The sequence below is a fragment of the Xanthomonas prunicola genome, assembly GCF_002846205.1.
GTDB classification, from domain to species: Bacteria; Pseudomonadota; Gammaproteobacteria; order Xanthomonadales; family Xanthomonadaceae; genus Xanthomonas; species Xanthomonas prunicola.
This window is the reverse complement of sequence record NZ_PHKV01000003.1, coordinates 437107-462518: the sequence shown is the minus strand read 5'-3', so window position 1 is coordinate 462518 and position 25412 is coordinate 437107. Positions and strand designations below refer to the sequence as shown.

Below are 25412 nucleotides of genomic sequence, written 5' to 3'. Positions count from 1 at the left end.
CGTAGAATGTCCGCTATGGATGTCCTGCTCGCCAATCCCCGTGGTTTTTGTGCCGGTGTCGACCGTGCGATCGAGATCGTCAAGCGTGCGATCGAAACGCTGGGCGCGCCGATCTATGTGCGCCACGAGGTCGTACACAACCGCTTCGTGGTCGACGACCTCAAGCAGCGTGGCGCGGTCTTCGTCGAAGAACTCGACGAGGTGCCCGACGATGCCACGGTGATCTTCAGCGCGCACGGCGTCTCGCAGGCAGTGCGCTTGGAGGCCGAGCGTCGTGGGCTCAAAGTATTCGATGCCACCTGCCCGCTGGTGACCAAGGTGCATTTCGAGGTTGCGCGGCATTGCCGGGCCGGCCGCGACGTGGTGCTGATCGGCCATGCCGGCCACCCGGAAGTGGAAGGCACGATGGGGCAGTGGAGCCGCGAACGCGGGCCGGGCACGATCTACCTGGTCGAAGACATCGAGCAGGTCGCCACGCTCGATGTCCGCCAACCGGAGAATCTTGCCTACACCACCCAGACCACGCTGTCGGTGGACGACACCATGGGCATCATCGAGGCCTTGCGTGCGCGCTACCCGGCAATGCAGGGGCCGCGCCATGACGACATCTGCTACGCCACACAGAACCGCCAGGATGCGGTGCGCGATCTGGCGCGCCAGTGCGATCTGGTGCTGGTGGTCGGTTCGCCCAACAGCTCCAATTCCAACCGGTTGAGCGAGCTGGCCCGGCGTGACGGGGTGGAGTCCTACCTGATCGACAACGCCAGCGAGATCGATCCGGCCTGGATCGTCGGCAAGCAGCATATCGGCCTCACCGCCGGGGCCTCTGCGCCGCAGGTGCTGGTTGATGGCGTGCTGGCGCGTTTGCGCGAGCTGGGGGCCAACGGCGTCTCCGAGCTGGAAGGCGAGCCGGAATCGATGGTGTTCGCCCTGCCCAAGGAACTGCGGCTGCGTCTGGTCAGCTGAGCGACGGCTAGGCACGCTGCGGCGCTTGCAGCGATTGACCCGGGGGCAGCTGCGCTCCTACAATTCACGGCTCGCCGGAATAGCTCAGTTGGTAGAGCGGCGCATTCGTAATGCGTAGGTCGTAGGTTCGATTCCTATTTCCGGCACCACGCTCCAAGACTGGGTCGGCCTGTGCCGGCCCAGTTGCGTTTTGAAGCGCCAAAACACCGCGTTTCACTTGTGTCCTCGCATGCGTTGCGTGCGTGCAAACCTGCCCCATTTTGCAAACGCAACGGCGGAATTCTTGCCTCGCGCTGCGCTGCGACAACATGTCGCACAAATTGGCGCGCATTTATTGCGTCAGATCATTGCCAATGGGTTTCGTGCAGGTGCAGCAAAGACTAAAATTAGCGCGCTAACCCGTGTCTTCGGTCTGCGCAGTTCATCTCCTCTGGGAAGACAGCTGCGTCGGGAACATCCCAGGACGGATACGACGAACGAGGCTGGCGTTCCTTCGCACTTGGATCGACCGATGATTCCGCTGAAACAGCTCGGGCGTTTACTTCGTCCAGGTCTGATGTTGCCCTTCCTGCTGCTGGCAGGTTGCAACTCGGCCATCCTCAATCCGAAAGGCCAGATCGGCCACGACGAAAAGCAACTGCTGATCACCTCGGTGGTGCTGATGCTGATCGTGGTCATCCCGGTGATCGTGATGACGATTGCGTTCGCGTGGAAATATCGCGCCTCCAACACCAAGGCTCGCTACGAGCCGGATTGGTCGCACTCCACCGCCATCGAAGTAGTGGTGTGGTCGATCCCGTGCGTGATCATCCTGGTGCTGGCAGTGCTGACCTGGCGCTCGTCGCATGCGCTGGACCCGTACCGGCCGCTGGATTCGGACGTCAAGCCGATCAATATCGAAGCCGTATCGCTGGACTGGAAGTGGATGTTCATCTACCCGGACCAGAACATCGCCACGGTCAACGAGATCGCGTTCCCGGTGCACACGCCGCTGAACTTCAAGATCACCTCCGACACGGTGATGAACTCGTTCTTCATTCCGCACCTGGGCACCATGATCTACGCGATGGCGGGCATGGAAACCAAGTTGCATCTGGTGGCCAACGAGCCGGGCGAGTACTTCGGCCTGTCGACCAACTACAGCGGCCACGGCTTTTCGAAGATGAGCTTCAAGGCGCATGCCACCGATCAGGCAGGTTTCGATGCGTGGGTGGCCAAGGTCAAGGCGTCGCCGACCACGTTGAACGCTGCCGAGTACCAGGTGCTGGCTGCCAATCGTAACGACAAGGAACAATATCCGGTCACCTACTACTCGTCGGTGCAGGACGGCATGTTCCGCTCGCTGGTCGACAAATACATGAATGGTCCGGGCCACAACAAAGGCCACGGCGACCATCAGGCATCGGCTACGGAGCCGGTCGCCATGTGCACTTCTGGAGACAAGTGATGCTAGGCAAACTTACCATCGAGGCAGTTCCGTACCACGAGCCGATCATCATGGTCGCGCTGGGTGGTGCCGGCCTGCTCGGCCTGCTCATCGCGGGCGCCATCACCAAGTACAAGCTGTGGGGCTATCTCTGGAAAGAGTGGTTCACCTCGGTGGATCACAAGCGCATCGGCGTGATGTACATCATCGTGGCGTTGATCATGCTGCTGCGCGGCTTTGCCGACGCGGCGATGATGCGCACTCAGCAGGCGCTGGCCGGTAATGGTGGTGAAGGCGTGCTGCCTCCGCATCACTACGACCAGATCTTTACCGCGCATGGCGTGATCATGATCTTCTTCATGGCCATGCCGTTCATGACCGGCCTGTTGAACCTGATCGTGCCGCTGCAGATCGGCGCACGCGACGTGGCGTTCCCGTTTCTGAACTCGCTGAGCTTCTGGCTGTTCGTGGCCGGCGCAGCGCTGATCAACATCTCGCTGGGCGTCGGTGAGTTCGCGCAGACCGGTTGGCTGGCCTATCCGCCCTTGTCGGGGCTGGAATACAGTCCAGGGGTCGGTGTCGATTACTACATCTGGGCGTTGCAGGTGTCCGGGTTAGGCACGTTGCTGACCGGCATCAACTTCTTCGTGACGATCATGCGGATGCGCGCACCGGGCATGACCCTGATGCGCATGCCGATCTTCACCTGGACCGCGCTGATCACCAACATCCTGATCATCGCCGCGTTCCCGATCCTGACCGTTGCGCTGGCGCTGCTGGGTGCCGACCGTTACCTGGGCACGCACTTCTTTACCAATGACGGCGGCGGCAACGCCATGATGTACGTCAACCTGATCTGGATCTGGGGTCACCCGGAGGTCTACATCCTGATCCTGCCGGCGTTCGGCATCTTCTCCGAGTTGATCGCCACCTATAGCCGCAAGCGCCTGTTCGGCTACACCTCGATGGTCTACGCCACCTCGTGCATCGGCGTGCTGTCGTTCGTGGTGTGGCTGCACCACTTCTTCACCATGGGCTCGGGTGCCAACGTCAATGCCTTCTTCGGCATCACGACGATGATCATCTCGATTCCGACCGGCGTGAAGATCTTCAACTGGCTGTTCACCATGTTCCGCGGCCGTGTGCACATGACTTCGCCGGTGCTGTGGACGATCGGCTTCATCATCACCTTCACCATCGGCGGCATGACCGGCGTGATGCTGGCGATTCCGGCCGTGGACTTCGTGTTGCACAACAGCCTGTTCCTGATCGCGCACTTCCATAACGTGATCATCGGCGGCGTGGTGTTCGGTTACCTGGCAGGCCTGACCTACTGGTTCCCGAAGGCATTCGGCTTCAAGCTCAACGAGAAGATCGGCAAGGCCTCGTTCTGGTGCTGGATCATCGGCTTCTTCGTGGCCTTCATGCCGCTGTACGTGCTCGGCTTCATGGGCATGACCCGTCGCATGAACACCTACAACCATCCCGAGTGGGCGCCGTGGCTGTACGTGGCTGCTGTCGGTGCCGCAATCATCGGCATGGGTATCTTCTTGAACCTGGTGCAGATCGGTTACAGCGTGTGGAAGCGCAAGGAGCATATGGACTACACGGGCGATCCGTGGGATGGCCGTACGCTGGAATGGGCAACCTCTTCGCCGCCGCCGTTCTATAACTTTGCCGTGCTGCCGCACATCGACGACCGCGATCAGTTCTGGGCCGACAAGCAGAACGGCAAGGGCTGGGTGCGTCCATCCAAGTACGAAGCGATCCACATGCCGCGTAATACTGGCGCAGGCGTCTACATCGGTGCCTTCAGCGTGCTGCTGGGCTTCGGTCTGATCTGGCACATCTGGTGGCTGGCCATCATCGGCCTGGTCGGCATGATCGGCAGCTTCATCGCACGCACGTTCGATGACGACATCGATTACTGGGTACCGGCCGACGAAGTGGAGCGCATCGAAAACGCACGTTTCGCCCTGCTCGAACAGCAACAGGCGGCGCAGGCCGCGAAGGTGGTATGACCATGGCTTCCTCGACCACGCTTGACCACGCCGCCCACGCGGGCGGCCACGATCACGACCACGAGCATCACGACGGCGGCGGCAACACCGTCTTCGGGTTCTGGGTCTATCTGATGAGCGACTGCCTGCTGTTTGCCGGTCTGTTCGCCACCTACGCGGTGCTCTCCGGCGCCACGGTGGACGGGCCGACCGCCAAGGAGCTGTTCGACCTGAAGTTCGTGCTGGTGGAAACCTTCCTGCTGTTGTTCAGCAGCTTGAGCTTTGGCTTTGCGATGATTGCCGCGCACAAGCGCAAGATGGGTGGCCTGTACGGCTGGCTGGCAGTGACCGCGCTGCTGGGTATCGGCTTCCTGTGCATGGAGGTATGGGAGTTCAACCACTTGATCCACGAGGGTGCCGGCCCGGGTCGCAGTGCCTTCCTGTCGGCGTTCTTCACCCTGGTGGGCACGCACGGTCTGCACGTGGCCTCGGGCCTGCTGTGGATGACGGTGCTGGTGATCCAGATTTCCAAGAACGGTCTGACCGCGCGCAACAGCACGCGTCTGGCCTGCCTGAGTCTGTTCTGGCACTTCCTGGACATCATCTGGATCGGTGTGTTCACCGTCGTCTATCTGCTGGGAGCGCTGTAATGGCCAATCACCACCACACCGAAACCGCTGCCGACGCGCATGCCGGCGGCTTGAAGTCCTACCTGATCGGCTTTGTGATGGCCGTGATCCTCACCGTCATCCCGTTTGCGATGGTGATGAGCGGCGCGTTCTCCAAGGGCGTCACCGTCATCGTGATCTCGGTCATGGCCGCGGTGCAGATGTTGGTGCACATGGTGTACTTCCTGCACATGGACCGCACGCCGGAACAGCGTTCAAACGTGCAGGTGGGCCTGTTCTCGCTGCTGATCATCGGCATCGTGATCGTCGGCTCGCTGTGGGTGCTGCACAACATGAACGTCAACATGATGCATTGAGACGGCGCCACGCCGGATCGGAGAAAGCCGCCAGCGATGGGCGGCTTTTTTTTGCGCATGAATTTGCCTGCGGCATGACCAATGGCATACGGGGAAGCCGTGGTGGGCGCTTAGCATCGTGGGCTTGCCTGTTCCAGGTCACCTGCGGAGTTGCGATGAAGATGCCCACCCTGTTGTCCGTGTCGCTGCTGGCAGCGCTGTCGTTGCCGGCCGCCGCGCAAACCGCGCCGCCGCAGGACGTGCCGTTCGACGGCATCTTGAAGATCGACGTCGACGCCACCGACCTGGCGCACCGCATCTTCAAGGTCAAGACCACGATGCCGGCAAAGCCGGGTCCGATGACGCTGCTGTACCCGCAGTGGATTCCGGGCAATCACTCGCCGACCGGGCCGATCGACAAGCTCGCGGGTCTGGTGATCAAGGTCGATGGCAAGGTGGTGCAATGGACGCGCGACCAGTTCGATGTCTACGCATTCAAGGTGGACGTGCCGCAGGGCGCCACCGAGCTGACGGCCGAGTTCAAGTTCCTCTCGCCGCAGGCCGGCAACCAGGGCCGGGTGATGATGACCCCGGAGATGCTCAACCTGCAGTGGAACACCACCGCGCTGTACCCAGCCGGTTATTTCGCGCGCAACATCAAGGCGCAGGCCAGCGTGACGCTGCCGGCCGGCTGGAGCTATGCCACCGCACTGGACACCGATCGTCGCATCGGCGACACGGTGACCTTCAAGCCGATCGATTTCGACGACCTGGTCGATTCGCCGATGTTTGCCGGCAAGTACTACAAGCGCGTGGAGCTGAGCGGTGGCAAGCAGCCTGTCTACCTCAACGTGTTCGCCGACGAAGCCAAGTCGCTGGAGGCCAAGCCCGAGCAGATCAAGGCGCATGCGTCGCTGGTCCAGCAGATGGACAAACTCTACGGCGCGCGCCATTTCGATCACTACGAATTCCTGCTGGCGCTGACCAAGAAGTTGGGCGGCATCGGCCTGGAGCATCACCGCTCCAGCGAAAACAGCGGGGTGCCGACCTACTTCACCGAGTGGGACAAGAGCTGGACCGGGCGCGACCTGCTGGCGCACGAGTTCAACCATTCGTGGAATGGCAAGTACCGTCGCGGCGCCGACCTGGCGACGCCGAACTTCAACGTCCCGATGGGCGACAGCCTGCTGTGGCTGTACGAAGGCCAGACGCAGTTCTGGGGCGAAGTGATGGCTGCGCGTTCGGGCCTGTGGACGCAGGATCAGGCGCGCGAGATGCTGGCCGGCGTGGCGGCGAACTACGAGCGTGGTCGCCCCGGCATGGCCTGGCGCACCGTGCAGGACACCACCAACGACCCGACCATGTCGATGCGCCGGCCCAAGGCCTACCGTAGCTATCAGATGGCCGAAGACTATTACTCGGGCGGCCAGATGATGTGGCTGGAAGTGGACAGCAAGCTGCGCGCGCTGACCAACAACAAGCGCTCCATCGACGATTTCGGCAAGGCCTTCTTCGGCATGAAGAACGGCGACTGGGACGTCAACCCGTACACCTTCGACGACATCGTGGCCACGCTCAATGGCGTGGCGCCCTACGACTGGGCCAGCCTGTTGCGCAGCCGCATGGACGGGCACGGTTCCTTGAACGCTGGCATCGAGGCCAACGGCTGGAAGCTGGTCTACAACGAGGAGCCGAATCTGGCCACCAAGGCCGACGAGAGCGACGACAAGGACGCCAGCCTGACTTATTCGCTTGGCCTGTCCCTGAAGTCCTCTGGCGATATCGGCGATGTGCTGTGGGACGGCCCTGCCTTCAATGCCGGCCTGATCGCCGGCAACACCATCGTGGCGGTCAACGGCCGCGCCTTCAGCAGCGAGGTGATCAAGGACGCGATCAAGGAGGCCAAGGGCACCACCGCGCCGATCGAGTTGCTGGTCAAGCGCCTGGACCGCTACGACACCGTGCGCATCGATTACCACGGCGGCCTGCTGTATCCGCATCTGGAACGTATCGCCGGCAAGCCGGATCGCCTGAGCGAGTTGTACAAGGCCCGATAAGCCGTCGGAGTGCCGCCACGCCGCGGTGCATGGACCGCACAGCGGTGGCTGGGGCCAGGTAGTTAGGCCGCGTGGCGCATGCGCGGTTACGCAAGTTTTATCTCGCCGACGTGGTTGTTTATACGCACAGGTATAGCGCCTTTACGGGGAGGCGCGCGATCGTAGTTGGGGCCGCTAGCCAGCGGCCTTTCAACCCTCGATCAACCTGCCACGGGCACCACGATGAAGCCTTCTTTGCCTACCGTTTCTCTCGCAGCCGACGCTGTTGGTCAATGCGATCCGCTCCCCCAGAGCGGCGAGAACTTCGATCCGGCGTTATTGTTCGACAACCGCGGCATGCGCCTGCGGCAGCGGGCGCAGTATGTCGCGACGCTAGTTGCGCATGACCGCGAGCAAGGGCGCATGCCGTACCACCGCCAGATTTGCTCTCCGGCCGATCGCCAAGTGCTGCTGCGTGATGACGCCGGTGGCGCGCCGCGTCCAGTGCTGATGTTCGGTTCCAACAATTATCTGGGCCTTGCCAATCATCCGCACGTGCGCGAGCGGGTAGGGCGTGCCATCGCAGAATACGGCACGGGTATCGGCGGGCCGCCGTTCCTCAATGGCTACCTGCGCATCACCCGCGAACTGGAGGAGCGTCTGGCCGCGCACAAGGGCCAGGAGGACGCGATGATCTTCTCCAGTGGTTTTTCCGCGAACCTGGCCTTGCCCGGCGCGCTGGCACGCAACGGCGACCGCATGTACTACGACGAGTATTCTCATGCGTCCTGGTTCGACGGGCTGAAACTGGCCGGGCTCTCCTCGCGCCGGTTCCCGCACAACGACCTGCAGCGTCTGGCGCAATGGCTGGAGCGCAGTGGCCACTGCGAGCAGGACACCTTCGTCTCGGTGGAAGGGGTGTACTCGATGGATGGCGACCTGGCGCCGCTGGATGAGCTGGTGCCGCTATGCAAGCGCCATTCGGCGCTGCTGGTGGTCGACGATGCACACGGCACCGGTGTGCTCGGCGCGCATGGCGGCGGTAGCGGCGAGCACTTCGGCGTGGCGCAGGGAATCGACGTGTTGATGGGCACCTTCAGCAAGACCTTGGCGGTCAATGGCGGCTTCGTGTGCGCTTCGCGTCCGTTGATCGAGTATCTGCGCTGGATATCGCGCTCGTACATGTTCTCCGCCGCACTGCCGCCGGCCACGATCGCGGCGGCGCATGGCGCATTGGATGTCATCGCTGCCGAGCCTGAGCGGATGCACCAGCTACACGCCAATGCCGCCGGCTTGTGCGCGCGGCTCAATGCGCTGCCCTGGGAACTGGACGTGTCCACGCCCTCGGCGATCCTGGTCGTGCACACTCCGCCGGCCATGGATGCCAAGGCGGCGGCGATGCGCCTTGAGCAGTTGGGGCTGTTCGTCAATCCGGTGCACTTCCCGGCGGTGCCGCGCGGCCAGGAGCGCCTGCGCATCAGTGTGATGGCTACGCATACCGAACAGGACCTGGATCGTCTGGCCGAGGGCATCGACCGGATCTGGGGCGAGCACGCGCATGGCGACGCGCGCCTGCGCGCGCAGGCATAGCGCCGCGGCACCTGCGCATGGCGCCGTTCTCGCCCTGCGAGACGCCACGAGGCTACAGTAGCGCTCCCACCGCTTTTCCGGATGTTCCGATGGCCAAGAGCGCCGCCAGCAAAGCCAGAACCGCCTATGTCTGCGGCGAGTGCGGCGCCGAATACAACAAGTGGCAAGGACAATGCACCGAGTGCGGGGTGTGGAACACGCTCAGCGAAATCGTGCTGGAAAGCGCCACGCCCGGCGGCAAGGCCTCGCCTGCGGCATCGCGACGCAGTGGTTGGGCCGGCAAGGCCGAGGCGCCCAAGATCACTGCGCTCAAGGATGTGCAGCAATCCGAGCAGGCGCGCGTGTCCACTGGCATCGGCGAGTTCGATCGGGTGTTGGGCGGCGGGCTGGTGGAAGGTGCGGTGGTGCTGATCGGTGGCGACCCCGGCATCGGCAAATCCACGTTGTTGTTGCAGGCGCTGGCCAGCATGGCGGGCACCTTGCCGGTGTTGTACGTGACCGGCGAGGAATCGCTGGCGCAGGTGGCCGGGCGCGCGGTGCGCCTGGATCTGCCGCTGGAAGGACTGAACGCCCTGGCCGAAACCGGTATCGAAAATATCCTGCAGCACGCCAGCGTGGCGCGGCCGAAGCTGATCGTGGCCGATTCGGTGCAGACCCTATGGACGGAATCGCTGACCGCAGCGCCAGGTTCGGTGAGTCAGGTGCGCGAGAGCGCAGCGCGACTGGTGCGCTACGCCAAGGAAACCGGCACCGCCGTGTTTCTGGTCGGCCATGTGACCAAGGAAGGCGGCATTGCCGGCCCACGCGTGCTCGAGCACATGGTCGATGCGGTGCTGTACTTCGAAGGCGAGAGCGGTAGCCGATTCCGCCTGTTGCGCGCGTTCAAGAACCGCTTCGGTGCGGTCAACGAGCTAGGCGTCTTCGCGATGGGCGAAAAAGGCCTCAAGGAGGTTTCCAACCCATCGGCAATCTTCCTGTCTGGCGGCAGCACCCAGCAGCCCGGCAGCTGCGTGATGGTCACCCGCGAAGGCACCCGGCCGCTGATGGTGGAGGTGCAAGCGCTGGTGGATGCATCGCCATTGTCCAATCCGCGTCGTGTGGCGGTGGGTCTGGAGCAGAACCGGCTGGCGATGTTGCTGGCAGTGCTGCACCGCCATGGCGGCATCGTGGTGGGCGATCAGGACGTGTTCGTCAATGTGGTGGGCGGCATCCGCGTGCAGGAAACTGCGGCCGATTTACCTGTACTGCTGGCTGTGCTGTCGTCGCTACGCGACCGGCCATTGTCCGAAAAGACCATCGCGTTCGGCGAAGTGGGGCTGTCCGGCGAAATCCGCCCCGTCCCCAACGGCGAGGACCGCCTGAAGGAGGCGGCGACGCATGGCTTCAAACGCGCCATCGTGCCGCGAGCCAATGCGCCCAAGACCACCAGCATCAAGGGGATGGAAATCGTTGCGGTGGAGCGCTTGAGCCAGGCGCTGGAAGCGGCTGCCGACTGACGTCCGCGCCGCGCGGGTCCTGGACTCTTTAGGTTCAGCAATCTGCGGACGCGGCGGACGCGGCCTCTCGGCCATGGTCGGCAGCGGCATGCTGGCATCGCTCCAGCCGGCTGCAGGCAGACCGTCGATGATCCGGCCGGCGTCCTGATCACCGCGGCCGCAAGGCCCACCCTCGGAAGTGGTAGACGAAGGAAGACACGGCGCCTACAGGCGCGCTCCGATGTCAATGGGTTGCTTGCATCGCGCTGCTCGGACGCCTGCAAGCCGTTTGTCGGACAAACTGCGGTATTTGCATTTGGGGGTCGAGAAAGCGTTTTCAGAAAGAGTGCGGCTATGGCAACATGCGCGGCCCGTTGCACTGTGCACCGGATCGCAAACACCGCTCACTGCCGTTTTAAGGAGAATCACGATGGAATGGATGTTGCTGCCGCTCAAGCGCTACGCCGACTTCAATGGTCGCTCGCGACGCAAGGAATATTGGATGTTCGCGCTGATGCAGTTTCTGGTGCTGATCGTGTTCGGCGGTCTGTTTGCCATCGCTGCAGCGACGATGGGCAACGAGAACGGCCCCGGCGCGCTGGCGTGGCTGATCGGTGCAGTCATGATGATCGTTTGTTTGGCGTTGATCGTGCCCGCTATCGCTGTGACGGTGCGTCGTCTCCACGACCAGGACAAGTCCGGTTGGTTTTATCTGATCAGCCTGGTGCCATACGTCGGTGCGTTCGTGTTGCTGGTTTTCATGTGCATAGAAGGCACGCCTGGCCCGAACCAGTACGGCGAGAATCCCAAGCAGTAACTCACGCGTCATGAAAACGGACAACGGCGCAGGGAACTCCCTGCGCCGTTGTCGTATGTGGGGTACGCGGATCGCGCTGCTGCGCGTTGGCGTAGGTGGAACGTCACCTGGTGGCGCGTGACGATTGCCAGTAAGGCCGTATTTTGCAGGCAGGGGGATACGCCTCGGACCACAGGAATGGCACGCGGCGACGCACCTGCATGCTCGGCGCATCTTCGAATGTGGAGTCTCCTCGCAGCAGGGGGGGCGTCATTCGTCGATGCCACGCCGCATTAGCGATGCACCGATGCGGCGCAACACCGGTCTCAGCCTGTGCACAGGGTCGTGCAATGAACGATGCAGCTGAGTCGGTACAGACAGCACGCGATTCACGGCGTAGCGTGCGGATGACATGCGCCTGCACGTTATTTGTCGTCGATAGCGTGCCAACGCACGCAATGTCGTCAAACACTCTCGCTACAGCGCACGAGACTTCTTCATCGCGAGACTTGCGCAACGCAGATCGCGCACATGCAGCGGTGCGCTTGCTTAGCAGGCGGCTGTGCGATGTGCCGGGCTGAGACCCGGGGTAACAGCCTTGCCCATCGTCGTTGCGTCTTTGTCGTGCAGCGCGAGTTCCAATTTATAGCCGTGCGAATACACGGTTCTGATACGCACCGCGCTGCTGTGATTGCTCAGCTGCAGTTTCTTGCGCAGCTTGTAGATGTGCTGCTCCATGGTGCGATCGGTGAATTCGGTGTGGCTGCCCCAGACCGCCTTGGCCAGCTGGCAACGTCGGAAGCACACGCCCGGGCTGGAAAAGAGCAGCCAGGCAATCGAGAACTCGCGTGCGGTCAGGACGATCGGCTTGCCATCCAGATAGACGGTATTTTCATCGCGGATCAACTGGTATGGACCAACCCTGAGTTGCTGCGTCTCTGGGCAGGCATGCGCCACCGGCGACAGCGCCAGGGCAGCGCGGACCTGCAATTCGTGGGAATTGAAGGGGAGCGCAAGCACCTCCTGCGCGCCTGCGCGATACCAGCCCAGGATGTCGTTGGCGCAATCGAAACGCCCGAGCACGATCAGCGGCGTGGGCTGACCACTGTGGCAGCGCTGCCAGGCCAGCAGTGAGCTGTCGTCGGAGGCGACGCAGCTGGCGTCGAAGACCAGCAGCTCGCAAGGCGAGTGCCGCAGCGAACGCAGGAGCTCCAGTTCATCGGAAAACACCGAGACATCGCGCGCCAGCGGTGCAAGGCTGGCATTGACCTGCGAGGCCAGGCGCGCGTCCTGCGTCAACAGGAACGCCGATCCATTGGCGGGGGGGCAAGGGTCGTTCATCAGTCGGCCTTCCCGTGGCGGCGCGCAAACCACGCGTGGGTCGGCTGCCGATGCTGGGCGTCCGACGCCAAGACAAAACCCAGAGGGAGAGATCGATGCATCGTCGGACCAGTTGGTTGCCGTAGGGAAGTCCGGCAGCACCGGACGAATGGTATGTACCATTGCAAGGACGAAAAGTTTCACGCTTGCGTACGCTTCTTCGGTTTTGGGTGGATTGGCTTTAACTTGCGCTCATCTAGACGTAACGGAGCTCTTACATATCAGGCATGCCTGGGCCATGCGCTAATTGCGTGTCGGCAATGCGCAGCGATGCACCGATGCGTGTGGTGAGATGCACTCACCCACCGAGGTCTAGACCAACCTATTGCGATTCGTCGTGCAATCGCGCGTATCTGGAATACGGTTGCAGTGATGTGGCGGCGCGATACGCCTGCTGCTGACCATCAAGCCCCCGTCGGTATGCGTGGTCACACAATTGCAATGATTGCGGCCGAAAACGGTCAATGCGCGTGGAAGAAGCGCGTTCGCAGACGTTGTCCGGCTGCATAAGCGCATTGGCGCAGACCAATCGCATCAATATCCGACCGGATGGCATGAAATGCCAGGCGCACGACACTGCTGGCGGTATGCAAAAACTCGCCGCATCACGCGGAACGCACGACGTGCACATTTGAGTACAGAGTGAGGTTTTTTGATTTTTTCAGTGTCTTCAAGTGAGAAATTCTATTGGATCCGCTGCATACAATCGTTTGCGCCAGCGAGTTCGGCGTTTCTTGTCCTTTGCTCCGCCCCCCAAGAGAGAGACCGGCATGATCCTTTCCACCTACTTTGCAGCGATCTCTGCGTTGTCTTACGCAGAACGTCTTCCTACCTATACGAGCAGGATGCTGGTTGGTGCTTGGCCGCAGGGACTGCAACATCTCCAACAGCGACGCGACGGACAGGGCGCAGTGGATGGCGCCGATGATGAGGTCAGCCTATTCGGTGCCAGCGGCGATGCGCTGCTGATCCTGGAATATCAAGAAGAGGCTGAAGACGCGTATCGGCAGGCCTTGAAGGCGATGCGCGGGCAGCAGCGCCAATTGCGTCTGCTGTCGTGTCGGAACACCGCCTGGTTGATGCTGAGCCAGCGGCGCCTGAGTGCCGCGTTGAACTGCTTTGCGCAGCTGGCGATGGATCGCGAAACACCACCGAGCCAGTGCGGCGAGAGCCTGCTGGGCAAGGCACTGACCCACTTCCATCTGGGCCAAAGCACGCTGGCCTTGCAGACCCTGGAGCGCGCCAACGAGGTACTGTCCGAACTGGAGAGCGGTGCTTCCGATTGGTTGCGCATCGCCACTGCGCTACGTCTGGACATGATTGCGCAACTGCGCATCCGCCGCTCCGATCGCATGGGCGACCATGTGTTCTGGCAGGCCACGCTGCGCCAGGAAGATGTCGCGCATGCCTTCGAGCCCAGCGATTTGCGCGCGTGCATCGCCGATCTGTCCGAGAGCATGCCGGTGCTGGCACAGCGCATGCGGCATGTGCGCAACCTGCTGCGCATCGCCGGCGGCGATACCTTCGGCTTCGATGCGCAGATCGATGCGTTGCCGTCCGCGGCCACCGGCTGCCCGCCGTGCGCGCGTCAGGACGCTCAGGTGGAACTGGCGCTTGCCGCCTTGGCGGTGGGGCGGGCCGATCTGGCCGAGCGCGCGCTGGCCGGTGCCGGCCGGCATCACGCGCCGCGCTGGAATCTGGAGTTCGAGTACTGCCAGGCCAAGATCAGCCAGGCGATGGGACGCACGGAACAAGCCTTGTTGCTCTACAACCGCTATGCGCTGGGCGCGGTGCAATGCCTTCGCAGCGAAGTGCAAGCGCCACGCTTGCTGGAAAGCGGCACCCCAGCGCACGTCAGCGACGATATTTCCGCCCGCTTGCCGGCCAAATATCGGCGTGCGTACAGCTACATGATCACCAACGCGCACCGCTCGGATCTGTCGATCAATGAAGTGGCCGCACAAATCGGGGTCACCGGCCGCGCACTGCAGCAGGCGTTCAAGTCCGCGACCGGGCTGTCGCCGACCCAGGTGCTGCGTCGTTACCGCATGCAGAGCATCCGCGACGAACTGCTGGCCGAAGGCGGTTGCGGCAGCGTGTTGCAAGCGGCCAGTCGCTGGGGCGTGGGCAGTCGTTCGGCATTGGCCAAGGGCTATCGCCAGCACTTCAACGAGGCGCCGATGGAGACCTTGCAGCGGTAACGTTGCACGCCATGGCTTGGTAGCGCTAACGGGCCGTGGCGGGTCGTTCGGGCGGGTGATGCAGCGGGCATCGCAGTGCGCAACGTAGGGCAGGAGCTGAATTGAGACGTGCGTGCGAGGTGGCTTGCGGCTATCCTTTCCGGCTGGCACTGGCACCCAGGGGGCGCGTCCGAGGATGGGCGTCGCCGCCAAGGAAACGACGACCGATCATGCAAGATCACACTCCCGAGGCGAACGACGCCGCGCAGATCCGCCGGGCAGGCGTCGATCTCAATGGACTGATGTCTGTCCTCAGCAAGCATCTGTATTCCACTCCAGTGGTCGCGCTGCGCGAGCTGGTGCAGAACGCGCACGATTCCATCCTGCGTCGTCGTCTGGAACAAACCGATTGGCAGGGCGAATCGCGCATTGAAGTGCATGCCGATACTGCCCAGGGCATCGTGCGCATCGTCGATACCGGTGCTGGACTGACCCAGCAGGAAATCCACGATTACCTGGCCACCGTGGGCGTGGGTTACACGCGTGGGCTACGTCAGGGGGGGCACGAAGACAGCGGCCTGATCGGCATGTTCGGGCTGGGCTTTTTGTCTGCCTTCGTGCTGGCGCGGCGGGTGACCGTACGCACCACCTCGTACCAGTCCCCGACGTTGGGCCATTGCTACATCTCCAGCAACGCCGAGCAGTACACCGTCAGCCCGATTCCTGCGCGTGCGCAGGTGGGTACCGAGGTGGTACTGGAACTACACAGCGAGTATCTGTCGTTGGCGCAGGAGGGCCGGCTGCGCGAGATTCTGTCGCGCTACTGCGCGCTGTTGCGCGAGCCGATCTGGATCGGCGCCGATGCGCAGCCGATCAATCCCGAGCCGCCGCCGTGGCGCATGCACGACGCCGTGCCGCTGCATCCGGTGCAGGCCTGGCGCCGTCAACGCGAGTTCGCCGCGCGCTTCGAGCGCAACTTCGAGCCGCTATGCTGCATGTCGGTGCGTGCGGAAGAGGGCAGCGACGCGGTCGGCCTGTTATGGGTGCAGGACGGTGCGACCTACGGCACCAGCGACAACCGCAATCTGTCGGTGTTCCTGCGCGGCATGTTGCTGGACGACAACGCGCGCGAACTGCTGCCGCCGTGGGCGGGCTTTATCGGTGGGGTGATCGAATCCAATCGATTGACGCCCACCGCAAGCCGCGAGGATCTGCAGCGCGATACGGTCTACAGCGCGGTGCAGCACGCCTTGTTCGAGGCATTGGTGCAAGGCCTGGCCGATGTCGCACGTCAGCAACCGGAGGCATGGCGACGCATCCTGCTGCGTCATAACGAAGCCCTGCTGGGCGCGGCACTGTGCGATGAACGCCTGTTCGAATTACTGCTGGAACACGTGCGGGTGCCGACGTCGCAAGGCGATCTGCCGGCGCAGCAATTGCCGGCGCGCGGCGCGGTGCATGTGATTTTGGATAGCGACAGCGGTTTCGAAGAAATGCTGTTTCGTGCGATGGGCGTGCCGGTGGCCTATGGCAACCGGTATGCGGTGGTGCCGTTTTTGCGGCGTTGGGCGCAGGCCAAGGGTGTGCGCCTGGTCGAGCTGGGCACCGAACAGGGCAACCGCCAGTTATTCCATCTGGACACGCTGCCGGCCGACGAGCTGGCGTGGCTGGAACAGCACTTGGGCGATGGCGAAGCGTTGGTGCCGGCGCGTTTCAGCCCGCAGGAATTACCGCTGGTGGTGGTGCCTGATCGCGAGGCCGAGCTGAAGCGCCGGTTGGAGCAGGACGAGAACGACAAGCGCATCTCCACCGCCGCGTTGCGCCTGGCGCGTCAGTTCACCGCACGTATCGAAGCACGGCAGACCCAGCGGTTGTATTTAAATCTTGATAATCCCGCGCTGCAGGCCTTGCTGGCCGCGCAGCGTGCGGGCAATCCGCAGGCGGCGGTGGCGGCGCGCTTGCTGCGCTCGCTCAAGGTAATCGTCTCGTCGCAAGGGCGTACGCAGCCACAGCCAGGCAGCACCGAAGCGGGCGTTTCCGATCTGAATAAGGCCTTCGGCGATCTCGCCCAGGCCGTGACCCAATTGCTGGTGCGCTGAGCGCCGCATCGTAGGAGCGACATGATGGAAATCTGGAACTGGGTGGAGAAGCTGCAGGACGACCTGGGCGAAGCCGGGCAGCCGCAGAACGCGCAGTTGCTGACGCGCCTGACCGACCATATCTGCGATCTGCAGATCGAGCGTGCCGAAGCGCTGTTGCCCGAGGCGCGTGCGCTGGGCAAGACGCTGGCCAACCCCTGGCTGGAAGTGTTCGTCGGCCATTGGGAAATGCGCAACCGGGTCGGCAATCTGTGCGAAGGCGAGCGCGCGCTGGGCGATGCGGTGGCGCTGTTCGAGCGCGCGCATCGCGCCGACGCACTGGAGTGCCCGCAGTCGGTCTGCGTGACCCAAGATCTGGCCGCGTGCTACGCCAACATCGATGGCCCCGGCTGGGTGGAAGAACGCATTGATGTGTGCGATGAAACCCTTGGCCGCATCGATCCGAGCTGGTCGTGTTACCAATGCCTGAGCTGCGAAAAAGCCGATGCCTTGCTCGACGACGGGCGCGGTGACGCAGCGCTGCAGTATCTGGATCAGCAGTCGCAGACCATCCAGGCGCATGGAGGCGAACTCTACGACGGGGTGGCGGACATGCGCATCTCGATCCTGCTTGCGCTTGGGCGTGCACAGGAAGCGCTGGCGCTGGTGGAACAACGCGAGCGCGACGCCGCGCGCGAAGGCGCCGAGTGGGCCAATTGCAGTCAGCCGCGGCGCCTGCAGAAGGCGCGCGCGCTGGCCCTGTTGCAGCGCGACGATGAAGCCATGGAAGCGCTGCTGCCATGGCGCGAGGTTGCCCCGCGTTACCGCCTGCACTGGCTGCGTGCAGTGGCGGTGCTGGTACCGCGCGCCCCCGAGCGCAATAGCTGGGATCTGGGCAGCCGCTTGCAGGTGATGCTCGATCATTACGCGCAGGTCGGTGCGCATCGCATCCTGATCGAAGCCGCCGAGCTCGCGATCGATCTGGCGCTGCAGCGCGGTGCGGTGTGGACTGCACGCCGGCATCTGGCGCAGGCGCGTGCGCATGTGCCCAAGTTGCGGCAGGACCGTGGCGCCACGCTGGCGCTGGACGGTTGGGCTGCGCGCATCGCAGCCGCATCGGCGGGCGAGGAGGTACCGGTCGCTGCCGCGCAGTTGCTGGAATGGTTGAACGCGCAGGGCGATGATGTCGTGCGCAATCCCGAGCGCGAAGCGCAATGGTTGCTGCAGGCGGTGGCCGAGCGTCCGGACGATGCCGAGTTGGTCGATACCGCGGCGTCCGCATTGAGTGCCTGCGCGGCAGACGAGCAGGCGATTGCGCTGCTGTGGGCCTTCGTCCAGCGGCATGCCGATCGCGAAACCAGCCCCACCTTCCGGCTGATGAATCTGTTGCTGGGCCGGGGCGATGACGTGGGTATGCGCCGGCTGGCGCAGCTGTATCGCCTGCAGGTGCCGGTGGCGGCGCTGTGGTGCGAGGCCCAGCTTGCGCAGCGGCTGGCCGATTGGCCAGCGCTGGAACAGGCATGCACCGCGCTGTTGGAACTATCGCCCGGCTCGCACGGCGCGCGCGGCTTGTTGGCGCGCATGTACCTCACGACCGAGCGGTTTGCCGAAGCCGCCGCGGTCTATCGGCAACTCACCGAGCTGCAGGAAGATCCGCGTTCTGCGCATTGGGACCACATGACGGCGGCCAGCGCCGCGCAGGATTGGGACGCGGTGCGTGCGTCTGCGCAGGCCATCGGCATGGAACTCAGCAGCACCAGCGGCGTGGTCGAAGAGACCTGGGGTTGGGTGATCATTCGTTGCATGGATGATGGCGAAGTGGCCGAGTACTACGCGCGCCGCACCGGCCCGGTGACTGCACGCATCGCCGAAAACGCGCCTGCGCATCGGCGCCAGCATGTCGGCGACTGGGTGGTGTTCGACGCCGAACTACTGTATCCGCCGCCGGAAGATGAGGCCGAACGCGAGCGTTTCGTGCCGACCTACGCGCAGGTGCATGTGCTGCAGGCGGGCGGCTATGCCAACAGCTGGCTGGTGGACGGCGTGCATCCTGGCGACGAGGTGATCGAGGCGATGCGTGCCGACATGGAAACGCGCGGCTGGAAGATGTGGCTGCACAGTCGCGACGACTATCGCGTGGTCGACCCGGACCATCCGGATGCGTTCAACCCGGAGGATGCGACATCCGGGCTGCCGGGCGTGTTGTTCACCGTGGCGCTTCCGGAAAACGTCGCCGCGCAGGAACTGCATCGCGTCCTGCGATGCACGACCTCGCGCTGGTCGCATCCGATGTGCTGGCTGCGACTTGCCGAAGCCTGCGGCCAGGATCCGCAGCCGCATCTGGATGCGGTGGAGCGTTACGGGTTGTAGGGTGGTGATCAGCGCTGTCTGGCGGCGGCCGTTGATGCGATCGTCGCCGGGATTGGCGATTGGGCATTCGGAATGTGTGGCGTGCGTTCTGGCCTCAGGTTTGATGCGTAGCGACGCCTATGGTGTCGGGAATCCTGTCATCCATCATGGGTTTGCTGGCAGCGTTCATGTGGCCACACGGCGCCACCCCGGATGCAACACCGCGCTTTCCGTAGCGTGCCTGCTTGATTGAGAGCATTGCGTTCGAGCGCCGCGTGCGGCGATATCGCCTCGTCACTGGCATAGTGCGTCGGCCAGTGCGCGTACACCGGCGGTAGCCGCCGCAATGGGGTCGTTGCCGGCCCGACGACAACATGCCACCGGTGGCGCCACGCACTGCAGGCGATGCGAGGTGGGTTTGGGCGGTTGTCCGCGGATCGTTGTCGTTTCGCCAGGTATCTCTAGCGGCACAGTGCATATCCGCAGGCGTGGACCGGCGCACGTTCGGCGCGGGCGCTGCAATGTCACACTGCGCTCGGCGGGGCCCGGATGACCGCTACAGGTTGTGTCGCTGGTTGCACAATCTGAATTGCTTTACTCTGCTACGCATCGGCGTGGGGGCGCCGCGTCAGTCAGGGCGCAGTCCAGCCCGCATGCCCAACCTCTTCATTCTTTTGGTGGGTGATCTCATGGTGGCATTGCAACAGCGCTCGATCGATGCGATTCGGGGCGAGGAAAGTGCGTTGTTGGCTGCATGGCTGGGTTCCAGCCTGGGCAACGATGCGCGTCTGTCGCGGCAGGAGTTCGAAGCGCAGGCCGGCGAATTCCTGCGCTTGCTGGTGACCTCGTTGAAAGACGACGGTAGCAGCCTGGACAGTGCCGAGTGGAGTCAAGTGCGTCGCTTCCTGGAAAATCTCTCGCGCGACCGTGCTACGCGCGGCTTCGACTCGCAGGAAACCGCCAACTTCATCTTCTCGCTCAAGCGCGTGTTGTTCGCGCTGGTCCAGCGCGAATACGCCAGCACTCCGGAAGACCTCGGTCAGCAGCTATGGGCGCTGTCGGAATTGCTTGATCGCCTGGGCCTGTACACCGTCAAGGCGTTCCAGAAGACCCGCGAAGACATCATCGTGCGCCAGCAGGAAGAAATGCTGGAGCTGTCCACCCCGGTGGTCAAGCTGTGGGAGGGCGTGCTGGCGCTGCCGATGATCGGCACGCTGGATTCGCAGCGCACCCAGGTGGTGATGGAGTCGCTGCTGCAGCGCATCGTCGATACCGGCTCGGAAATCGCCATCATCGACATCACCGGCGTGCCCACCGTGGACACGCTGGTGGCGCAGCACCTGCTCAAGACCGTCACTGCGATCCGCCTGATGGGCGCTGATGCCATCATCAGCGGCGTGCGCCCGCAGATCGCGCAGACCATCGTGCATCTGGGCCTGGACCTGCAGGGCATCGTCACCAAGGCCAACCTGTCCGACGCACTGGCGCTGGCGCTCAAGCGCATCGGCGTGACCGTGGGCAAGGCGGGCTGATATGGAGCGCATCCCGATCCTGCGGATGGGCGACCTGCTGCTGGTCACCATCCAGGTGGACATGCACGACCAGCTCGCGTTGCAGTTGCAGGAAGACCTGTCGGAAAAGATCAGCAGCACTTCCGCGCGTGGCGTGCTGATCGACATTTCCGCGCTGGACATCGTCGATTCCTTCATCGGCCGCATGATCAGCACCATCTCCGGGCTGGCCGCGATCATGGACGCCAAGACCGTGGTGGTGGGCATGCAGCCGGCCGTGGCGATCACGCTGGTCGAGCTGGGGCTGACCTTGCCCTCGGTACGCACTGCGCTCAATGTCGAACGCGGCATGCGGCTGTTGCAGCAACCCGACGAGGCTGCATGACGACGGGTTCGCAACCGGTGCGCACCGAACAGGATGTGGTGCTCGCGCGGCAGACCGTGCGCAAGCTGGTGGTGCAATGCGGCCTGCGGCTGGTCGACCAGACCAAGCTGGTCACCGCGGCCAGCGAGCTGGCGCGCAACACCGTGATCTACGGCGGCGGTGGCGACATGGATTGGGCGCTGGTGGAGAGCGGCATCCGTAAGGGTGTACAGCTGACCTTTCGCGACCAGGGGCCTGGCATTCCCGATCTGGACCTGGCGCTGACCGATGGCTGGACCTCCGGTGGTGGACTTGGCCTGGGCCTGTCCGGTAGCCGCCGGCTGGTGGACGACTTCGTCCTCGACACAACGCCGGGCCAAGGCACGCGAATCACCATCACCAAATGGAAGTGAATGTTGCCGGCGCCGTAACCCGCACGTTTCGTGTCGAGGAAACGAGCCAGGTCGGGCAGGCGCGCCGCGAAGCAACCGCCTTGGCGCAGGCACTTGCCTTCGATGACGCCGGCTGTGGCCGAGTGGCGTTGGTTGCCACCGAACTTGCTACCAACATGGTCAAACACGGGCGTGGTGGTTTGCTGCAGCTGTCTGCGGTGGCTGCACGCGACACCGGCATGGGCGTGGAGCTGTGTGCCATCGACGAGGGCCCGGGCTTTGCGCTTGCAGATGGCCTGCGCGATGGTTATTCCACCGCCGGCACGCCGGGCACCGGCTTGGGCGCGATCAAGCGCCAGGCGCAGGTGCTGGACGCGTATTCCGATGCCAAGGGCGCGATCGTGCTGGCACGCGTGTTCGCCCAGCCACGTGCGGAATTTGATCTGCCCTACGGCGCGCTACGCGTACCGCTGCACAACGAAATAGTGTGCGGCGATGGGTGGCACATGGCGATGGATGCGCAACGGGTGACCGTCAGCGTGATCGATGGGCTGGGCCACGGGCCAGGCGCGGCCGATGCCGCCGATGCCGGCACGCGCGTTGCCGCGCTGGCCAGTGGCGAGCCCGGCGAACGCATCGCGCGCCTGCACGCCGGCATGACTGGCACGCGCGGAGGCGCGGCAGCAGTCATGCAATTCGACGCCAGCAGCGGCCAGGTGCGCTTTGCCGGTGTAGGCAATATTGTCGCTTCGCTATGCGACGGCGATGGCGTGCGCGGCATGCCTTCGCACCCAGGCATCGTCGGGGTGCAGTTTCGCAAGACGCACCCTTTCGACTTTCCGCATGCGGCTGGCAAGCTGCTGGTGATGCACAGCGATGGCCTGCAATCGCGCTGGAATCTGCGCGATCACCCCGGCCTGCTGTCGCGCCACCCACGCATTGTGGCGGCGCTGCTGTTACGCGATTACACGCGCGGCCGCGACGATTGCTGTGTGTTCGTCATGCGCTTAGGAGGCATGCAATGAAGTGGACCACTGATGTCCCGGCTATCGATGCAGCGGCCGAACTGGAAAGCTTGCGACAGCAGAATCAGGCCTTGCGCGAGGAACTGGAAGAAACCAATCAGGGTGTGCTGGCGCTGTATGCCGAGCTCGACCAGCAGGCCGAACAGCTGCGCGATGTCTCCGAACTCAAGAGCCGTTTCCTGTCGTACATGAGCCATGAGTTCCGTACCCCGCTGGGTTCGATCCTGAGCATCACCCGTTTGCTGGAAGACGGCATGGACGGGCCGCTCAACGCCGAGCAGCTCAAGCAGGTGCGCTTTGTCAGCGGTTCGGCGCGCGAGCTCACCGAGATGGTGGACGATCTGCTGGATCTGGCCAAGATTGAGGCCGGGCGCATCACCATTTCGCCGGGTTGGTTCGATCTGATGGACCTGTTCGCGGCCTTGCGCGGCATGTTCCGTCCGCTTACCGATGCCGGCAAGACCATGCTCGTCTTCGACGATCCACCGGTGTTGCCGATGCTCTACACCGACGACAAGAAGCTGGCGCAAATTCTGCGCAATTTCATTTCCAACGCACTCAAATTCACACCCCAGGGGCATGTGCGCGTGTTCGCGCAGCTGGAAGGCGACGCCCATGTGCGCTTTGGCGTGCAAGACACCGGTATCGGCATTCCGGCCGAGCTTCACGGGGCCTTGTTCGAAGATTTTGTACAGGTGGATTCGCCGCTGCAAAAACGCCTGACCGGCACCGGTTTGGGGTTGTCGATCTGCAAGCGGTTCGCCGAGTTGCTGGGCGGCCGGGTGGGAGTCAATAGCGTGGTCGGGCAGGGCTCGGAATTTTACGTGGTGCTGCCGGTGACGCTGGCAGTGGAGGATGCACGTGGGCAGTAAGCAGCACATTCTGGTCGTCGACGACAATGCGGTGACGCGTTATTCAGTGCGGCGCGTGCTTGAGCATCACCAGTTCGTGGTCGAAGAGGCCGGCACCGGCACCGAGGGGCTGGCCAAGCTGGCCGCGCAGACGTTTGCCGCAGTGGTGCTGGACGTCAATCTGCCGGACATGAGCGGCTTCGATATCGTGCGCACGTTGCGCGCGGAACCGCGCACCGCATTGCTGCCGGTGGTGCATGTCTCGGCTGCTTCGATTGCCACCGGCGACATGATCACCGGGCTGGAGGCCGGCGCCGACGCCTATTTGATCCACCCGGTCGACCCCAACGTGTTGGTGGCCACGTTGCGCACGCTGCTGCGCGCACGCCATGCCGAAGAGGCGTTGCGGGTCAGCGAGGCGCGCTTCCGTGAAATCTTCGAACACATCAGCGCGCCGATTGCGGTGGTGGATGCCAACCTGCACACCCACGAGGCCAATGCCGCGTTTCAGCGCTTGATCGGCAATGCCACGCCCGGCGCTGCGATCCACGCTGCCGGGCTGGATCAGGCCTCCACCGTGCATGCACTGACCACCGCGCTGGCGCAGCGCGAGCGCTGGAGCGGGGCGTTGATCCTGCTGCGCGATGGCAAGCTGTGCGAGACCGAATGGCGGGTGTCGCCGTACCGCGAACCGGATCTGGGTTTGCTGATGGTGGAAGACGTCACCGAGCAACGCCTGCGCGAGCGTGAGCAGCGCCAGGAACTGGATACCGCCACCAGCGAGCTCGCGCATCAGATCGCGCAGCGCCAGCGCACCGAAATCCAGCTGCTGCAGGCGCAAAAGATGGAAGCGCTGGGCAAGCTCACCGGCGGCATCGCGCACGACTTCAACAACCTGTTGACCAGCATCATTTCCGGGTTGGACATGATCCAGCTGGCGGTGGAATCCAACCGTATCGAACGCGTGCCGCGGTTGGCCGAGATCGCCACCGGCTCGGCGCATCGCGCTGCCGCGCTGACCCAGCGCATGCTGGCGTTCGCACGCAAGCAATCGCTGGATGCGCAACCGTTCGACGTCAACATCCGCGTGCGTTCGCTGGAGGACATGCTGCAGCGTTCGATCGGCGAAAACATCGAGCTGGAACTGGAGCTTGCATCCACGCCGCTGGTGGCGATCGCCGATGCGAATCAGCTCGAAAACGTGGTGCTCAACCTGGTGATCAATGCGCGCGATGCATTGAAGGGGCAGGGCACCATTCGCATCCAGAGCCAGGCCTACACTGCACACAACGATCCGGAACTGGACGACGGCGACTACGTCGCAGTGAATGTGATCGATAACGGTAGCGGTATTGAGCCGGCCATTCTTGATCAGGTGTTCGAGCCATTTTTCACCACAAAACCCATCGGCGAAGGCACAGGCCTGGGCTTGTCGATGACCTACGGCTTCGCACGTCAATCCGGCGGCACCGCGCGCATCACCAGTACCGTGGGCCGTGGCACCACGGTGGCGTTGCTGCTGCCGCGTGGGCTCTCGGCCAACGAGGTGCTGCCGGCACCGGCGCCGAGCGCGCCGCGCACGCGCAACGAACGCATCCTGCTGGTCGACGACACCGATGTGGTGCGCATGATGGTGAGCGAGGTGCTCAGCGATGCTGGCTACCAGGTGATCGAAGCCGAAGATGCCAATGGTGCGTTGGAACAATTGCGCACCGGCGTGCACATCGACCTGGTGGTTTCCGATGTCGGCCTGCCTGGCATGAACGGGCGCGACATGGCCGACGTGGCGCGCATGCTACGCCCGGGTCTGCCGATTCTATTCATTACCGGCTACGCCGAAAACGCGGCCACGCGGCAGGAATTTCTGGCCGAAGGCATGGCCTTGTTGCCCAAGCCCTTTAGCCTCAACGATCTGCTCAACACGGTGGGACAGATGCTCGACAGCAGCGTGCTGGCGCGGGCGTAGGGCGTTAGATCGGCTAGTACAGCCGATGCGTAGCGGCGGAGCGCGCGCGGCTGGTACGTGGAA

At 63.5% G+C, this 25412-nt stretch carries 19 protein-coding genes and 1 tRNA gene; 19 read left to right on the top strand and 1 reads right to left on the bottom strand.

The features are described 5' to 3' along the window. Positions 1–15: 15 nt before the first annotated feature. The 10 genes from ispH to XpruCFBP8353_RS11985 all read left to right on the top strand — a co-directional run bounded on the left by ispH (position 16) and on the right by XpruCFBP8353_RS11985 (position 11274). A complete protein-coding gene (gene ispH / locus XpruCFBP8353_RS12030; RefSeq protein WP_101363450.1) occupies positions 16–966 on the top strand; it encodes a 4-hydroxy-3-methylbut-2-enyl diphosphate reductase in 951 nt (316 codons plus the stop codon). A 73-nt stretch (positions 967–1039) separates the two neighbouring features. Next, positions 1040–1115 (top strand) — tRNA-Thr (locus tag XpruCFBP8353_RS12025). A gap of 362 nt (positions 1116–1477) precedes the next feature. Further along, positions 1478–2413, top strand: coding sequence for a ubiquinol oxidase subunit II (cyoA, locus tag XpruCFBP8353_RS12020; RefSeq protein WP_101363449.1), 936 nt, complete (start codon positions 1478–1480; stop codon positions 2411–2413). Further along, complete coding sequence (cyoB, locus tag XpruCFBP8353_RS12015) at positions 2413–4413, top strand: cytochrome o ubiquinol oxidase subunit I (protein ID WP_101363448.1); 2001 nt, start codon at positions 2413–2415, stop codon at positions 4411–4413. The genes cyoA and cyoB overlap by 1 nt, the downstream gene beginning before the upstream one ends. Further along, positions 4410–5042 (top strand): cytochrome o ubiquinol oxidase subunit III, encoded by a 633-nt coding sequence (gene cyoC, locus XpruCFBP8353_RS12010; RefSeq protein ID WP_207759630.1) that lies wholly within the window; start codon positions 4410–4412, stop codon positions 5040–5042. The genes cyoB and cyoC overlap by 4 nt, the downstream gene beginning before the upstream one ends. Continuing rightward, positions 5042–5377: a cytochrome o ubiquinol oxidase subunit IV gene (gene cyoD / locus XpruCFBP8353_RS12005; protein WP_101363447.1), complete on the top strand. Its 336-nt coding sequence runs from the start codon at positions 5042–5044 to the stop codon at positions 5375–5377. The genes cyoC and cyoD overlap by 1 nt, the downstream gene beginning before the upstream one ends. Before the next feature lie 155 nt (positions 5378–5532). After that, positions 5533–7413 (top strand): M61 family metallopeptidase, encoded by a 1881-nt coding sequence (locus XpruCFBP8353_RS12000; RefSeq protein WP_157935123.1) that lies wholly within the window; start codon positions 5533–5535, stop codon positions 7411–7413. 222 nt (positions 7414–7635) lie between these two features. Further along, positions 7636–8982, top strand: a complete 1347-nt coding sequence (locus tag XpruCFBP8353_RS11995) for an aminotransferase class I/II-fold pyridoxal phosphate-dependent enzyme (RefSeq protein ID WP_101363446.1) — start codon at positions 7636–7638, stop codon at positions 8980–8982. Positions 8983–9071: 89 nt separating this feature from the next. Beyond that, positions 9072–10478, top strand: coding sequence for a DNA repair protein RadA (radA, locus tag XpruCFBP8353_RS11990; RefSeq protein WP_101363445.1), 1407 nt, complete (start codon positions 9072–9074; stop codon positions 10476–10478). Between the two features lie 409 nt (positions 10479–10887). Continuing rightward, a complete protein-coding gene (locus XpruCFBP8353_RS11985) occupies positions 10888–11274 on the top strand; it encodes a DUF805 domain-containing protein (protein ID WP_101363444.1) in 387 nt (128 codons plus the stop codon). 528 nt (positions 11275–11802) lie between these two features. Here the strand turns inward: XpruCFBP8353_RS11985 and XpruCFBP8353_RS11980 are convergent. Next, a complete protein-coding gene (locus tag XpruCFBP8353_RS11980; protein WP_101363443.1) occupies positions 11803–12594 on the bottom strand; it encodes a response regulator transcription factor in 792 nt (263 codons plus the stop codon). 884 nt (positions 12595–13478) lie between these two features. Between XpruCFBP8353_RS11980 and XpruCFBP8353_RS11975 the strand changes: the two genes are divergently transcribed. The 9 genes from XpruCFBP8353_RS11975 to XpruCFBP8353_RS11935 all read left to right on the top strand — a co-directional run bounded on the left by XpruCFBP8353_RS11975 (position 13479) and on the right by XpruCFBP8353_RS11935 (position 25349). Next, entirely contained in the window at positions 13479–14834 is a 1356-nt protein-coding gene (locus XpruCFBP8353_RS11975; protein WP_207759638.1) for a helix-turn-helix transcriptional regulator, read from the top strand. A gap of 209 nt (positions 14835–15043) precedes the next feature. Further along, entirely contained in the window at positions 15044–16912 is a 1869-nt protein-coding gene (locus tag XpruCFBP8353_RS11970) for an ATP-binding protein (protein ID WP_101363441.1), read from the top strand. A gap of 24 nt (positions 16913–16936) precedes the next feature. Beyond that, positions 16937–19261, top strand: a complete 2325-nt coding sequence (locus XpruCFBP8353_RS11965) for a tetratricopeptide repeat protein (RefSeq protein WP_101363669.1) — start codon at positions 16937–16939, stop codon at positions 19259–19261. 668 nt (positions 19262–19929) lie between these two features. Then, complete coding sequence (locus tag XpruCFBP8353_RS11960; protein ID WP_101363668.1) at positions 19930–20772, top strand: STAS domain-containing protein; 843 nt, start codon at positions 19930–19932, stop codon at positions 20770–20772. 1 nt (position 20773) lies between these two features. Beyond that, complete coding sequence (locus tag XpruCFBP8353_RS11955; protein WP_101363440.1) at positions 20774–21136, top strand: STAS domain-containing protein; 363 nt, start codon at positions 20774–20776, stop codon at positions 21134–21136. Continuing rightward, positions 21133–21528, top strand: a complete 396-nt coding sequence (locus tag XpruCFBP8353_RS11950; protein ID WP_101363439.1) for an anti-sigma regulatory factor — start codon at positions 21133–21135, stop codon at positions 21526–21528. The genes XpruCFBP8353_RS11955 and XpruCFBP8353_RS11950 overlap by 4 nt, the downstream gene beginning before the upstream one ends. Next, the gene (locus XpruCFBP8353_RS11945) at positions 21519–22532 is read left to right on the top strand and encodes an ATP-binding protein (protein WP_101363438.1); all 1014 of its coding nucleotides are present in this window, start codon (positions 21519–21521) and stop codon (positions 22530–22532) included. The genes XpruCFBP8353_RS11950 and XpruCFBP8353_RS11945 overlap by 10 nt, the downstream gene beginning before the upstream one ends. Continuing rightward, positions 22529–23404 carry a sensor histidine kinase gene (locus tag XpruCFBP8353_RS11940; RefSeq protein ID WP_101363437.1) on the top strand — a complete coding sequence of 292 codons (876 nt, stop codon included), beginning with the start codon at positions 22529–22531 and terminating at the stop codon, positions 23402–23404. Before XpruCFBP8353_RS11945 ends, XpruCFBP8353_RS11940 begins: the two co-directional genes overlap by 4 nt. After that, positions 23394–25349, top strand: a complete 1956-nt coding sequence (locus XpruCFBP8353_RS11935) for a response regulator (protein WP_207759629.1) — start codon at positions 23394–23396, stop codon at positions 25347–25349. The genes XpruCFBP8353_RS11940 and XpruCFBP8353_RS11935 overlap by 11 nt, the downstream gene beginning before the upstream one ends. The last annotated feature ends 63 nt before the right edge of the window (positions 25350–25412 follow it).